Source organism: Methylobacterium planeticum (genome assembly GCF_008806345.1).
GTDB lineage: Bacteria > Pseudomonadota > Alphaproteobacteria > Rhizobiales > Beijerinckiaceae > Methylobacterium > Methylobacterium planeticum.
The window spans coordinates 36534-50420 of sequence record NZ_VZZJ01000011.1; the positions used below are offsets into that span (position 1 = coordinate 36534).

Here is a 13887-nt window from a genome sequence, read left to right on the forward strand (position 1 = left end):
CGCCCGCCGCGGCCTCAATAGGGCTGAGCCGCCCCGGGGGCCGTCTGCAGCGGCAGCGGGTCGAGCTGGCGCGGGGCGGCGCGCGCGCCGGCGGAGCCGCGGGGACCGGGCGGGCCGGCGGGACCCGCCGGACCGCGGGGCCCGACCTTGCCGGGGGCGCCGGGCGGACCGGCGGGGCCCGCAGCCCCGGCGGGCCCGGGTCCCCCCGCGGGCCCGGGTCTCCCCCCGGGGCCGGGCTCGCCCTTCGGACCGGGCGGTCCGGCTGGGCCCGCAGGCCCCATGGCCCCGTCGGCCCCCGGCGGGCCGGCCGGGCCCGCCTCGCCGACAAGCCCCACGCCGCCCGCGGGGCCCGCCGCGCCGGAAGGCCCCCGCTCGCCCGCGGCGCCTTGCTCGCCCGCGGCGCCTTGCTCGCCCGCGACACCCCGCTCGCCCGCGGCGCCCTGCGGACCGGGCGCGCCGTCGCGGCCCGGCTCCCCGGGCTCGCCCTTCGGCCCCGCGGGTCCGGGCGGCCCCGGAGGCCCGGGCGGCCCCGGCACCGGGTTGGCGGCAGCGCTCGTCTCGGCCTGGCCCACCGCCCCCGGAGCGCCCGCGGGTCCCGGGGGACCGGCGGGCCCCGGGGGGCCGGCGGGCCCCGCGGGGCCCTGCTGCCCGCACTCGCCGACGACGGCCTGGCGCTCCTGGCGGGGGGAGCGGAGGGTCACGATGCAGCTCGCCGGATGGTAGACGACGCGGAAATCGAAGTTGCCCCGGCTGTCGGTCTTCTGCGGGAAGCGCCCGTCGAGGGTGACCTCGGCCTCCGGCTCGTTCACCGAGCCCAGCACCCACAATTCCCCGGCGACGATCTTGGCGGCGAGGATCTGCAGGTCGGCGCGCGCCGGGGCCGCGCTCAGCGCGAGGGCGAGGCCGAGGGCCGGAGCGCCGATCGGGATCGGGCGCCAAAACGGTTCGCCAGCCACGCCTCTGTCCCTCTGCCCCGCGCTCTTGGCCTCAGCTTGGCCTGTTTCCGCTCGCGGCGGAAGCGGGGGCGAATGTACGAACCGGGACACTTCGGGCACCGCGTCCCGGTTGTGCACAGATCAGGGCCGGGCCGGGTCCGGCGCGGCCGCCGCCGCCCGCCCGTCCGCGTCGAAGCGGCGGCGCGCCGCCTCGATCTCGTCGAGATGCGCGAAGGCCCAGGTGCCGAGCGCCAGGACGGGGATCTGCAGGGAGCGGCCGAGATCCGTCAGGGCGTAATCGACCCGCGGCGGAATCGTCGGGTACATCGTGCGCGTCACGAGGCCGTCGCGCTCGAGGCCCCGCAGGGTGAAGGTCAGCATCCGCTGCGAGATGCCGCCGATGCTGCGCTTCAGCTCGTTGAAGCGCCGCGGCCCGTCCCGCAGCAGCATCACCACGAGGACGCTCCACTTGTCGCCGACCCGCGCCAGCACGGTGCCGACGAGGCGGCAATCCTGCTGCGCATGGCTCGCCTGCGGCGCATGGCTCGCCCGCGGGGCATGGCTCGTCTCCCGCGGGGCATGGCTCGTCTCCCGCGGGCCCGCCTCCGCCTCCGGCGAGGCATGATCGTCACGCCGTCCGGTTCCCTCGCTGTGCCCCGGTTCCAAGATTGTGCCTCCTTGCGCGCTGCCGGACATGGTCATCTCTAGCACCTCGGTACAATTCTGATACCGAGGATCAAACATGCAGCTCCTTCATGTCGACGGCAGCATCCTGGGGGCCCACTCGGTCAGCCGCACCGTGTCGGCGGCGATCGTGGACAGGCTCCGCTCGGAGAGCCCCGGCCTCGCGGTCACCCATCGCGACCTCGCGGCGACGCCGCTGCCGCACCTCTCGGGCGCGACGCTGGCGGCACGGCAGCCGAACGCCGGCAACACCCCGGACGTCCTCGCGGACGTCGCCCTCGGCGACGCGGTGCTCGAGGAGTTCCTCGCCGCCGACATCGTGGTGATCGGGGCGCCGCTCTACAACTTCACCATCTCGAGCCAGCTCAAGGCCTGGATCGACCGCATCCTCGTGGCGGGCAGGACCTTCCGGTACGGGGAAGGCGGGGCCGAGGGCCTCGTCGGCGGCAAGCGCGTCATCCTGGCGATCGCCCGCGGCGGCTTCTACGGCCCCGGCACGCCCTACGCCGCCGCCGAGCACGCGGAGACCTACCTGCGCGCCGTGCTCGCCTTCATGGGCATCGCGAACCCGGAGATCATCGTCGCCGAGGGGATCGCGGTGGGCCCGGAGCAGCGCGAGCGGGCGCTCGCCGGGGCGCTGGAGGCCGCGGGCGCCCTCAAGGCGGCCTGACGGCGCGCGACGGGCGGCGCCACCTCCCGCAAGTCCCGGATGTGATCCAGCGCACGGACCCGGAGCGCGCGCGGCGCGATAACCCCCGCCACGGGCCGCCGGTTTCTCCGAACCGCGCCGCGGCCCGCCGGGGACCGGTCGTCGATGCGGGAGGGGGAGCTTCGCTCGCCTGCCTCGCCGACCGGCCTTCCTCCGGGCGCCCGGGTCTCCCCGCTCAGGCCTCCATCAGGGCCGCCACGTGCGCCGAGACCGAGTCGCCGAGGCCCTTGAGGTCGTAGCCGCCCTCCAGCAGCGACACGATCCGGCCGTCGCAGTGCCGGCCCGCGGCCTCCATCACCACCCGGGTCGCCCAGGCGAAATCCTCCGCCTCGAGCATCAGGTTCGCCAGCGGGTCGCGCCAATGCGCGTCGAACCCCGCCGAGATGATGATGAGATCCGGGGCGAAATCCTCCAGCCGCGGCAGCACGCGGGCCTCGAAGGCCTCGCGGAAGGCCGCGCCGTCCGCCCCCGGCCGCAGGGGCGCGTTGACGATGGTGCCGTGCTCCCCCGCCTCCGAGACGGCGCCGCTGCCCGGGTAGAGCGGCATCTGGTGGGTCGAGCAGAACAGCACCGAGGGATCGTCCCAGAAGATGTCCTGGCTGCCGTTGCCGTGGTGCACGTCCCAGTCGACGATGGCGACGCGCTCGGCCCCGTGGACCTGCCGCGCGTGGCGCGCCGCCACCGCGGCGTTGTTGAAGATGCAGAACCCCATGGCGCGGGTGCGCTCGGCGTGGTGGCCGGGCGGGCGCATCGCCGAGAAGGCGTTGCGGGCCTCGCCGCGCATCACCGCGTCGACCCCCTGCACCGCGGCGCCGACGCCCCGCAGCACGCAATCGGCCGTGCCCGGGGACAGCACCGTGTCGGAATCGATCCCGACGAGACCCTCCCGCGGCACCGCGTCGAGGATCGCCCGCACCCATTCCTCCGGGTGGGCGAGGATCACGGAGGCGAGCGCGGCGGGCTCGGGCGCGCGCCGGTCGAGGCCCGCGAAGCCCTCCGCGGCGAGCGCGGTCTCGACGGCCTGCATCCGCTCGGGCCGCTCGGGATGCCCCTTCGGGGTCAGGTGCGCGCGCGCGGCGGGGTGATGGAACAGGATCGTCATGCGGCGCCCGAGCCTCCCTTGTTGGCATACCGAATACCAGAACCGGCGCGGCGGCGCCATACGGCCGGCGGCCCGGATGGGACCAACGCGCCGCCGGCGGGATCGCGACCCGGCCCCGCCCGGCCGGCGCGGCACGATCTCCGGCCCGGGACAGCCGCTAGGACCTGCGGACGACCAACCGAGGCGCCGTCGTGGCCGGGTTGCAGCGCCGGGCCGAGGCGAACGAGCCGCCCCCGCGCGGCGATGCCAGCCGGTCCGGCGACGCCACCATCGGGGGCCGGATCGACCTCGACGCGCTGATCATGGTGATCGAGGGCGGCCCGTGAGGCGCTCGCGGCCGCGGCGGCGGGGCTCGCCCGCATCAGGGCGGAATCGGCCGGGTGGAACGCGACCCCGTCCGCCGCCGCGCCCCGCCCAGGGCAACACCGCATCCTGCGCGGGGCTCTCCCCGCGCAGGGCAACACCGCATCCTGCGCGGGGAGAGCCCCGCGCAGGGCAACCGTCGCGCGCCTCAGCGGGCGCCGAAGCCGGACCCGGCCGGCCGCACCTCCCGGCTGGCGATGGCGCCGCCGTCGAGCAGCGCCTGGGCGGTGGCCCGGTCGAGGGCCGCCCGCAGGGTCGGCAGGCTCTCGCTGACGCCGTTGGCGGCGAGGTCCGCCTGGACCCGCAGCAGCAGCGCGTCGTCCTTCATGCCCTGGACCAGGGCGCCGATCAGCTCGACCGCGTACGCCTCGGCCGTCTGCCCGTCAACGCCAAGCTTATCCGCCACGAAGGACGCCAATCCTCGCATGCGCCGGCACCGTGCAATGAAACGAGCCTCCTCGTCGCGAGCAAACATGAGTTCAGCCGCTCGCTCGCGCTCCTCGAATAGCCTACCCATCGGCGTGCTCCATCCCTGGTGCCCCGGTCATCTCTTAGCGATGACTGTCTGGGCAGGGATCGTACGCTGATCTCCGGTCCGCGACCATGCCGTTTGCCCGCACGGACTCGGCCCCCGCGCGGGCGTACGCTCGCTGACACGGCGGCGCCGGACCGCCGCGGCCCGGGCCCGAGGCCCGCCCGCGCAGATCCCCTGCCCCGCCTGCGCAGATCCGTTGCCCCGCCGGCGCAAAACCCTTGCCCCGCCGAGAAAAGGGTATATACCCACATCTCTCCGCGGGGCGCGTCCGCCCTCGCCGCCCCTTCGTGCCGTTCCCGACATCCTGTCCCGAGCTCATTCTCCAGGCTCATGCCCCAAGACGCGCCCGACCTGCCCTGCCTCTGCACCGCGCTCCGCCGCGCCTCGCGCAGCGTCACGGCGGCCTATGACGAGGCCCTGCGGCCGGCGGGCCTGCGCGTCACGCAGTTCGGGCTGCTGCGCACGCTCGCCCGCACCGGCCCGGTGGCGGTGACGCGGCTCGCCGCCGAGACCGACCTCGACCGCTCCACCATGGGCCGCAACCTCGATCCGCTCGAGCGCCGCGGCCTCGTCCGGCTCAGCGTCGGCCGGCGCGACCAGCGCGAGCGGGTCGCGGCGCTGACGGAGGCCGGGGAGGCCGCCATCGCGGCCGCCCTGCCCCATTGGCGGGCGATCCAGGCGCGGCTCGCCGAGGGGCGGGCCGCCACCCTGGCGGACCAGGCCGCCGCGATCGCCGCGGAGGCCGCCGCCCTCGCGGCCCAGGCCCAAGCCTCCGCCGCCCCGGACCAGTCCTGACGTTCTCGACGCCGCAAGCCCCAGAGGAGCGGACCCGCATGTCGCCATCGTCCCAAGGCCGTCCCGATCCGGCGGTCGCGCTCCCGCCCGCCCCGGCCCCGGGCCGGCTGCACTACGCCTGGGTGGTCGCCGGCGTGACCTTCGTGGTGCTCCTCGTGGGCGCCGGCATCCGGGCGACGCCGAGCATCCTAATCGTGCCCTGGGAGCGCGAGTTCGGCTGGTCGGCGGCCACGATCAGCCTCGCCATCGCCCTCAACATCTTCCTGTACGGCATGATCGGCCCCTTCGCGGTGGCCCTCATCGAGCGCTTCGGCCTGCGCCGCTCGGTCTGCACCGCGCTCGTCATCCTGGCGGTCGGCACCGCCGCCACCGCCTGGATGCGGACGCCCTGGCAGATGATCCTGCTCTGGGGCCTCGTCGTCGGCTCCGGCACCGGCATGGTGGCCAACGTCCTCGGCGCCACCGTCGCGGGGCGCTGGTTCGGGCGCCATCGCGGCCTCGTCCTCGGCATCCTGACGGCGAGCAGCGCCACCGGGCAGCTCGTGTTCCTGCCGCTGCTCGCCCACGTGGTGGTCGATCACGGCTGGCGCGCGGTCTCCCTCGCGGTGGCGGCGACCGCCCTCGCCCTGGTGCCCCTGGTCCTGCTGCTGCTGCGCGACCGCCCGGCCGATCTCGGCCTGCCGCGCTTCGGCGAGACCGCGCTGCAGCCCGCGCCGGTCGGCGGCATCAACCCGGCCCGGCGCGCCCTGATGGGGCTCGCCGCCGGCCTGCGCTCGCGGGATTTCTGGCTCCTGTCGGGCACCTTCTTCATCTGCGGCGCCTCGACCAACGGCCTCGTGGGCACCCACCTGATCCCGGCCTGCATCGACCACGGCATCCCGGAGGTGACGGCGGCGGGGCTGCTCGCCCTGATGGGCCTGTGCGACCTCGTCGGCACCACGGCGTCCGGCTGGCTCACCGACCGCTTCGACAGCCGGCGGCTGCTCGCGTGGTATTACGGCCTGCGCGGCCTGTCCCTGATCTTCCTGCCCTACTCGTTCGACCTCAGCTTCTACGGCCTGTCCCTGTTCGCGGTGTTCTACGGCCTCGACTGGATCGCCACCGTGCCCCCCACGGTGAACCTCGCCGGGCGCGTCTTCGGCGAGGAGAACGCCGCCCTGATGTTCGGCTGGATCGCGGCGAGCCACCAGATCGGCGCGGCCGTGGCGGCGTGGCTCGCCGGCACCATCCGCACCGGCACGGGCGACTATTTCGGCGCCTTCGTGGCGGCCGGCATCCTCTGCCTCATCGCCGCGATGATGGCCCTGTTCATCGGCGCGAAGCCCCGGGCCGAGGCGGCGCTGCCGGCGGGGGCGCAGCTGCGCGGGGCGTGAGGGCCGCGCGGCCGGATGGATCGCCACGGGGGTCCGGGCCGTCCGCCGAAGGCGCCGGCATGGCCCCGGGTGAGGCCGTGGCGGCCGTCCGCGGCGGTCCCGCCGGACCCCGCGGACGGCGGCGGCGCCGGTGACCGGGCTGCCGCCCGCGGGCGCTGAGCGGCCCCTGCGTCTCGGCGGGGCCCCGGCCGCGATGACCCGCCCCGTCGACCATCCCGTCGCCGATCTCGAGGCGATGGGCATGGTGCGGGTGCGGACCGCCGTTCTACCGCGCGTCCGTCCTGCCGCCCGCGGCGGCCGGGTCCCGGCCCGGGGGCGGGTCCAGCTCGGGCAGCAGCACCACGCTCTCCTGCTCGTTCGGGTCGGTCCGGCTGATCACCGCGATGCAGGGCTCGGTCTCGCTCGGGTTGTAGGGCAGGTGCGGCATGCCGGCGGGGATGTAGACGAAGTCCCCCGGCCCGCACTCGGCGTGGTGCTCGAGGGCGGGGCCGTACCACATCCCCGACCGGCCGCTGAGGATGTGGATCGCGGTCTCGTGGCCCGCATGCTTGTGCGCCTTGGCGCGGGCCCCCGGCGGGATCGTGACGATCTGCATGTGCAGCCCCCGCGCGTCGACGGATTCCGCCGAGATCGCGGGGGAATAGGACAACCCCTGCTTGCCCACGAAGGCGGGCCCGGCCCGCAGGACGTGGCAGGTGGGTTCCGGGTCGACAACACCCGGACCGGCATCGACAGGCTTCGGCATGGCGCGGCCCTCCTGGCCGAGTCCCTCCTGGCCGAGTGTAGCACGCCGGCGCGCCCGGGATGACGCAATCACCGCGGGTCGGGCGACGCGCCGCCCCGTCCGCACGGGAGAGGTGGGCGCACCGCCGTCCGGAGTGATGTGTGGTTCCGTAGTGAGCGCGGGAGGCGCGCCGCGCCCCCTCTCCCGTGCGGGAGAGGGTTGGGGTGAGGGAGGCGCGCTCTCCGGAGAGGTCGCACCCCTCACCCGGTCGGCTGGCGCCGACTCGACCTCTCCCGGACGGGAGAGGTGGGGCGCTCTGCCATCGCGCCGGCAGGCGCGCGCGCGGAGACCAGCCCTGGGTCGCTGGTGCCAGCGTGGTCGGCTCGGTCGCCATCCCGGCGGAGCGGCACCGCTCCGCCGAGCGGGCGGGCCGGGGCCGTCCTCGGCAGCCGCGACCGTACCGTTTGCATTTTTTCGCATGATCCGCGTCTTTCGGTCCCGGATCTCACGATATGATGCAGGATCTCGAAGCAGGGGAGGCGCAGGATGGCGTCGCAACCTCGGTGCATCGCCCTCGTGGGTCCGGCCCAGAGCGGCAAGAGCGTGCTGCTCGACGCTCTGGTCGAGCGCGCGGGCGGGCCGGCGCATAGCGGGCGCGAGGGGGCGGAGGCGCGCGGGGGCACGGAGCCCGTCGTCGCCGCGCTCACCTATCTGGGCGAGGCGTTCACGGTGGTGGATTGCCCCGGCGCGGTGGAGTTCGCCCACGCCATGAACCCGGTGCTCGCGGTCTGCGACGCCGCCGTGGTGGTCTGCGAGGCGGACGAGCGCAAGCTGCCCGCCCTCGAACTGGTGATGCGCGCCCTCGAGGCGCAGGGGGTGCCCCGCCTGCTCTTCGTCAACAAGATCGATACGGCGACGCAGGGCCTGCGCGAGACCCTGTCCCTGCTGCAGGGGGCGTCGCAGGTGCCGCTGCTGCTGCGCCAGATCCCGATCGTCGAGGACGGGGCGGCGACGGGCTACATCGACCTCGCCCTCGAGCGGGCCTTCGTCTACCGCCCCCACGCCCCCAGCACCCTGATCGCCCTGCCCGAGGGGGTGCTGCCGCAGGAGAAGGAGGAGCGCTTCACCCTGCTGGAACGCCTCGCCGACCACGACGACGCCCTGATGGAGGCCCTGATCACCGAGGCCGAGCCCCCGCCCGACCGGATCTTCGCCGACCTCGCCCGGGAGCTGCGCGAGGGGCTGGCGGTGTCGGTGCTGATCGGCTCCGGCCTGCGCGGCAACGGCATCGGGCGCCTGCTCAAGGCCCTGCGCCACGAGGCCCCGGGGCTGGCCGAGACCCGGGCGCGCCTCGGGATCGCCGAGGCCGGCCCGCCCCTGGCCCGGGTGCTGGCGACCCGGCATGCCGGCTTCAGCGGCAAGCTCTCGGTGGCCCGGGTGCTGCGCGGGACATTCCAGGAGGGCGAGGCCGTGGCGGGGCCGGACGGGGCGGCGACCCGGATCGCCGGCCTCGTCGCCCTCGACCGGGGCCAGACCGCCCGGATCCCGGCGACCCCGGAGGGCGCGGTCGCGGGCTTCGCCCGGCTCGACGGGATCGGCACCGGCCAGGGCTTCGCGGCCGGCGGCCATGGCTTCGCGGCCGGCGGCGCCGCCCCCGGGGCGATCGGGCCCGCCCCGCCGAGCCCGGTCTACGCCAGCGCCATCCGGGTGCGCGACCGAAAGGACGACGTGCGCCTGACCGGCGCGCTCGCCAAGGTCACCGAGGAGGATCCGGGGCTCGTGGTGGAGCACGACGCGGACCTCGAGGAGATCCGCCTGCTCGGGCAGGGCGAGATGCACCTGCGGACCGCGATCGAGCGCCTGTCGGCCCGCTTCGGCGTCGGCGTCGAGGCGAGCCGCCCGAAGGTCGGCTACCGCGAGACCATCCGGGGCGCGGCGGCGGGCCGCGGCCGGCACAAGAAGCAGACCGGCGGGCACGGGCAGTTCGCCGACGTGCAGATCGCGGTGCGGCCCCTCGCCCGGGGCGAGGGCTTCCGCTTCGCGGACGCGGTGGTGGGGGGCGCGGTGCCGCGCAACTACATCCCCTCCGTCGAGGCCGGGGCGCGGGCCTACCTGCGCCGGGGCCCCCTCGGCTTCCCGCTGGTCGACCTCGAAGTCACCCTGACCGACGGGTCGGCCCACGCGGTCGATTCCTCGGACGCCGCCTTCCAGATCGCCGCGCGGCTCGCCCTCGACGACGCGCTGCCCAAGGCCGGGCCGGTCCTGCTCGAGCCGGTGCTCGCCGTCGAGATCGCGACGCCCTCCGGCGCCACCGCCCGGGCCACCGGCCTCGTCACCGGCCGGCGCGGGCAGATCCTCGGCTACGACGCGCGGCCGGGCTGGCCGGGCTGGGACCTCGTCCAGGCGCTGATCCCCGCCGCCGAGACCGCCGACCTGATCGTGGAGCTGCGCTCGGTCAGCGCCGGGGTCGGCAGCTTCACGGCCCGGTTCGACCACATGGCCGAGCTGAGCGGGCGGCCGGCCGAACTGGTGCTGGCGAGCGACCTGGCGCGCCGGGCCGGCTGACCCGGCCGAAGGCCGCGGGATCGTTCATGACGATCGCGCGGTCGTTCATGATAAGTTCCGCTTGCGGCCGCCTCAGCGGGACGCGAGGGCGAGGGCCTGCGACACCAGCCCGTGCGGCCCCTCGCCCAGCATCGCGCCGGCCGCGCAGAGCCCGAGGACCAGGGCGAGGCCGAGCCCGAAGCGCCCGCGCGTGACGAGGCGAAGCACTTGGAACGGAAGGAGAATCAGCTTCAGCACGGCGCGGATCGCCAGGATCGCCACCACCGGCAGGATCGCGAGGGAAAGTCCGATCACGGGCATGTCCAGCCGATCCTTGGCTACGCGCCGTCCCACCCGGGACGGCTCAGAGGCCCATCTGCCCCCACAAACCCGGCAAGACTAAGGACACCCGCCCGCCAACAGGATATTCCCGGCCCCGCCCTGTCTCGGCCCGGAGCGTTCCCCTAAGGATGAAGCTCCCCGGGCGACCTGAGCGGATGCGTTGGAAGAAGCCCTGCACCGATGGCTCGAAGCCCTGTCCGCCATCCGGGCGGACGTCCTGGCCCTCCTGGGCATTGGGCTCGCGCTCGTCGTCACGGTGCACGTCCTGCTGCACAAGCGCGAGGTCAGCGTCGCGATCGGCTGGATCGGCCTCGCCTGGCTGTCCCCGATCTTCGGCACCGGCCTCTACGCCCTGTTCGGCATCAACCGCGTCTCCCGCCGCGCCCGGCGCCTGCGCCCGACGCCGACCCCGAAGCCGGGGGAGCCGCGCCTGCCGGAGGCGGTCGTCGCGCAGGCGTTCCACCCCCTCGAGAAGGCGGTGCGCCGGATCACCAACCTCCCCTCCCTCGGGGGCAACGCGGTGCGGATGTTCCGCAACGGCGACGCGGCCTATCCGGTCATGCTGGAGGTGCTGGAATCGGCCCGGGAGAGCGTCGCGCTCTCGAGCTACATCTTCCGCGACGACACGGTCGGGCGCCAGTTCTGCGACGCGCTGGTGGCAGCCCAGGCCCGGGGCGTCGACGTCTGCGCGCTGATCGACGGCATCGGCGGGGGCTATTTCGGCTCGCGCGTCTATCACCGCCTCCACCGGGCCGGCATCCCGGTCGGGCGCTTCATGCACTCGGCCCTGCCCTGGCGCATGCCGTTCCTGAACCTGCGCACCCACAAGAAGCTGCTGATCGTCGACGGGCGGATCGCCTTCACGGGCGGCCTCAACATCGCCGACGGCAACCGCGTCGCCCAGAACCCGCCGCACCCGATCCGCGACACGCATTTCCGCCTCGAGGGCCCCGTGGTCGAGCAGCTGTCGATGGCGTTCGCCAGCGACTGGGCCTTCGCGATGGGCGCCGACCTCGATGGGCCGCGCTGGTTCCCGCGCCTCGAACCCGCGGGCGGGATCACGGCCCGGGCGGTCACCTCGGGCCCGGACGCGGATGTCGAGAAGATCGAGTTCGTGGTCCTTGAGGCCCTGGCCTGCGCGCGGCGCAGCGTCCGCCTCGTCACGCCCTACTTCCTGCCGGGCGAACTCGTCATCAACGCGCTGCAGCTCGCCGCCATCCGGGGCGTCACCGTCGACGTCGTCATCCCGCGGCGGAGCGACCACCGCTTCGTCGACTGGGCGACGCGGGCCCATGTCGATCCGCTGCTCAAGAGCGGGGTCCGGATCTGGCTCGACGAGCCGCCCTTCGACCATTCGAAGGCCCTCGTGGTCGACGGGGAATGGTGCTTCGTCGGCAGCGCCAACTGGGACACGCGCAGCTTCCGGCTGAACTTCGAGCTGAACGTCGAGATCTACGACACGAGCCTCGCCCGCGACCTCGAGCGGTTCATGCACGGCAAGATGAAGACCCGCCTGATGCGCGAGGACCTCAAGGCGCGTGCGCTGCCCGTCCGCCTGCGCGACGCAGGCGTCCGACTGCTGCTACCATACCTTTGACGGTCCGCCCGGGGCGCCGCACCTCCTCGGTCGCGGGCGTGAGGTGCACGACGATCGGCCGGTGATCCGAGGCGCCGCGCGGCAGCACCGCGGGCTCGTGACAGACGAGCCCGCGCACGAGGCAGCGGTCGAGCCGGAGCGGCAGCACCTCGACCATGCTGTGGGTCGGGCGCCGGGGGCCGACGTCGCGGAACCCCGGCAGCAAGGCGGGGCCGACGATGTTGTAGTCGCCGAGCACCGCGGCCCGGGGCGGCAGGTTCCGCTCGAGGCAGCGGAGCTGGCGCCGGTTCAGCATCTGGCCATGCGAGAGATGCACGTTGGCGACCCCGAAATCACCGAGGTTCAGCACCTGGCAGACCCGGTCGAACAGGGCGCCGGAGGGCAGCGCGATCACGGTCGGGGGCGTCGTCCACGGCCGCCGGCTCCAGATCGCAGGGCCGTGGATGCGGCCCGGCAGCGGCGCCCAGGCATAGGCGCCGCCGACGCGCTCGCGCAGGGCGGCGATGTCGCGGGTGGCTTCCTGCATCAGCAGGAGATCGGGATTCTCCTGCTCGATCAAGGCGATGAGGTCGGCGACGGCCGCCCCCGTGCGGCGCAGGAGGTTCCAGCTCACGATCTTGCGCGTGCGGGTGGGGCCGGTGGCGACGCGGATCGGGGCGCTGCCGGTGGCGTGGAAGCCCAGCGGCGGGACGTGCGGGTGATCGGGCATGCGTCCTGTTCGTGCCTCGCTGATGTCGCGCGGGAAGCGGCCCCCGGGAGCGCCGGTCCGCACTGCTCTGGTTAAGCGTTGCGGGCGGTTCCTGTCGAGGCTGGGACAGGGTTCGGTGGAGAAGCGTGGACGAGCCGGAGGGTTCCCGCGCGCCCTGGCTTGACGGCGTTTCCCCCGCGGCCGATCCGTGCGAGACAGGGTTTCCATTCAGAACACTTCATGAACGATTTCACCTTCATCCACGCGGCCGACCTCCATCTCGGCAGCCCGCTGACCGGGCTCGCCCTGAAGGATCCCGACATCGCCCGGCGCTTCGCCTCGGCGGGACGGCGGGCCTTCGAGGATCTGGTGAGCCAGGCGATCGAGATCGGCGCCGCCTTCCTGATCGTGGCGGGGGACGTCTACGACGGCGACTGGTCCGACAACACGATCGGGCTGTTCTTCGCCCGGCAGGTGGCGCGGCTCGACCGGGCCGGCATCCCGGTGATCCTGGTGCGGGGCAATCACGACGCCGAGAGCGTGATCACCAAGGCGATCACCCTGCCGGACTCGGTGCGGACCTACCCGACGACCCGGGCCGACACCCATCGGCTCGAGCACCTGCGGGTGGCGCTGCACGGGCGCAGCTTCCCGAACCGGGCGGTGGAGGAGAACTACGCCCTGTCCTACCCGGCGCCGCTGCCGGGCTGGTTCAACATCGGGGTGCTGCACACCTCCTGCACCGGCCACGCCGCCCATGCGACCTACGCCCCCTGCTCGGTCGCGGACCTGACCGGGCGCGGCTACGAGTACTGGGCGCTCGGCCATGTCCATGACTACGCCGAACTCGCGCGCGACCCCTGGGTGGTGTTTCCCGGCAACCTGCAGGGCCGCTCGATCCGCGAATGCGGCGCCAAGGGCGCCGTGGCGGTCGAGGTCGCGGACGGGCGCGTCAGGACCCTGCGCCGGCTCATCGTCGACCACGCCCGCTTCCATCACCTCGCGGTGGACCTCACGGAGGCGGGCGACGAGCGCGCCGCCCTGGCGGCGGTGGAGGCCGCCCTGCGGGGTCTCGCCGCGGAGGCCGCCGGCCGTCTCCTCGCCGTGCGGGTGCGCCTGCACGGCGAGACGCCCGCCCATGACCGGCTCGCGGCCGACCGGGACAGCCTCACCGCCGAGATCCAGGCCGCGGCCCACCGGGTCCACGAGGACATCTGGCTGGAGCGGCTGAGGATCGAGACGGCGCGGCCCCGCGCGGCCCCGCATCCCGGGCCGCCCGGCGGCACGATGGCGATCGACCCCGCGACGCTGCTCGCGTCCCTCGACCAGGATCCGGAATTCCGGGCCCGGGCCCGGGCGGCGCTGGCGGACATCGCCGCCAAGATGCCGGGCGGCCTCGCCCGCGACGAGGGCGACCTCGCCGACGAGCTCGACGCCCTCTGCGCCGAGGCGGAGGCCGTGATCCTCGGACGCCTGCACGGCCGGACCTGCTAGGC

General features: G+C 74.7%; 14 protein-coding genes. 7 read left to right on the forward strand and 7 right to left on the reverse strand.

The genetic code is table 11. From position 1 onward, the window contains the following. Positions 1–14: 14 nt before the first annotated feature. Both F6X51_RS14200 and F6X51_RS14205 read right to left on the reverse strand, forming a co-directional pair. A complete protein-coding gene (locus F6X51_RS14200) occupies positions 15–956 on the reverse strand; it encodes a hypothetical protein (RefSeq protein ID WP_246696804.1) in 942 nt (313 codons plus the stop codon). A gap of 120 nt (positions 957–1076) precedes the next feature. Next, entirely contained in the window at positions 1077–1601 is a 525-nt protein-coding gene (locus F6X51_RS14205; protein ID WP_246696805.1) for a winged helix-turn-helix transcriptional regulator, read from the reverse strand. A 76-nt stretch (positions 1602–1677) separates the two neighbouring features. Between F6X51_RS14205 and F6X51_RS14210 the strand changes: the two genes are divergently transcribed. Further along, positions 1678–2289: an FMN-dependent NADH-azoreductase gene (locus F6X51_RS14210; RefSeq protein ID WP_150964331.1), complete on the forward strand. Its 612-nt coding sequence runs from the start codon at positions 1678–1680 to the stop codon at positions 2287–2289. A 214-nt stretch (positions 2290–2503) separates the two neighbouring features. Here F6X51_RS14210 and F6X51_RS14215 read toward each other — a convergent pair whose 3' ends face one another. Then, positions 2504–3430 carry a histone deacetylase family protein gene (locus F6X51_RS14215; protein WP_150964332.1) on the reverse strand — a complete coding sequence of 309 codons (927 nt, stop codon included), beginning with the start codon at positions 3428–3430 and terminating at the stop codon, positions 2504–2506. Positions 3431–3621: 191 nt separating this feature from the next. Between F6X51_RS14215 and F6X51_RS28905 the strand changes: the two genes are divergently transcribed. Further along, on the forward strand, positions 3622–3756 hold the full coding sequence (locus tag F6X51_RS28905) for a hypothetical protein (protein WP_281407645.1): 135 nt from the start codon (positions 3622–3624) through the stop codon (positions 3754–3756). Between the two features lie 185 nt (positions 3757–3941). Here the strand turns inward: F6X51_RS28905 and F6X51_RS14220 are convergent, their stop codons facing one another. Next, positions 3942–4310, reverse strand: coding sequence for a DUF1476 domain-containing protein (locus tag F6X51_RS14220; protein WP_150964333.1), 369 nt, complete (start codon positions 4308–4310; stop codon positions 3942–3944). Between the two features lie 348 nt (positions 4311–4658). Between F6X51_RS14220 and F6X51_RS14225 the strand changes: the two genes are divergently transcribed. Then, positions 4659–5123: a MarR family winged helix-turn-helix transcriptional regulator gene (locus F6X51_RS14225; RefSeq protein WP_150964334.1), complete on the forward strand. Its 465-nt coding sequence runs from the start codon at positions 4659–4661 to the stop codon at positions 5121–5123. 38 nt (positions 5124–5161) lie between these two features. Beyond that, positions 5162–6496: an MFS transporter gene (locus tag F6X51_RS14230; RefSeq protein WP_150964335.1), complete on the forward strand. Its 1335-nt coding sequence runs from the start codon at positions 5162–5164 to the stop codon at positions 6494–6496. 265 nt (positions 6497–6761) lie between these two features. Here the strand turns inward: F6X51_RS14230 and F6X51_RS14235 are convergent, their stop codons facing one another. After that, positions 6762–7241, reverse strand: a complete 480-nt coding sequence (locus F6X51_RS14235) for a cupin domain-containing protein (protein ID WP_150964336.1) — start codon at positions 7239–7241, stop codon at positions 6762–6764. A 525-nt stretch (positions 7242–7766) separates the two neighbouring features. On the opposite strand from F6X51_RS14235, the gene F6X51_RS14240 reads away from it, so the two are divergent. Continuing rightward, a complete protein-coding gene (locus tag F6X51_RS14240; RefSeq protein ID WP_150964337.1) occupies positions 7767–9785 on the forward strand; it encodes an elongation factor G in 2019 nt (672 codons plus the stop codon). Between the two features lie 72 nt (positions 9786–9857). Here F6X51_RS14240 and F6X51_RS14245 read toward each other — a convergent pair whose 3' ends face one another. After that, a complete protein-coding gene (locus tag F6X51_RS14245) occupies positions 9858–10085 on the reverse strand; it encodes a hypothetical protein (RefSeq protein ID WP_150964338.1) in 228 nt (75 codons plus the stop codon). A 181-nt stretch (positions 10086–10266) separates the two neighbouring features. Between F6X51_RS14245 and F6X51_RS14250 the strand changes: the two genes are divergently transcribed. Beyond that, a complete protein-coding gene (locus F6X51_RS14250; RefSeq protein ID WP_150964339.1) occupies positions 10267–11703 on the forward strand; it encodes a phospholipase D-like domain-containing protein in 1437 nt (478 codons plus the stop codon). Here the strand turns inward: F6X51_RS14250 and F6X51_RS14255 are convergent. Next, positions 11636–12412: an endonuclease/exonuclease/phosphatase family protein gene (locus F6X51_RS14255; RefSeq protein ID WP_150964340.1), complete on the reverse strand. Its 777-nt coding sequence runs from the start codon at positions 12410–12412 to the stop codon at positions 11636–11638. The genes F6X51_RS14250 and F6X51_RS14255 overlap by 68 nt on opposite strands. A gap of 219 nt (positions 12413–12631) precedes the next feature. On the opposite strand from F6X51_RS14255, the gene F6X51_RS14260 reads away from it, so the two are divergent. Next, on the forward strand, positions 12632–13885 hold the full coding sequence (locus tag F6X51_RS14260) for a metallophosphoesterase family protein (RefSeq protein WP_150964341.1): 1254 nt from the start codon (positions 12632–12634) through the stop codon (positions 13883–13885). Positions 13886–13887 lie beyond the last annotated feature (2 nt).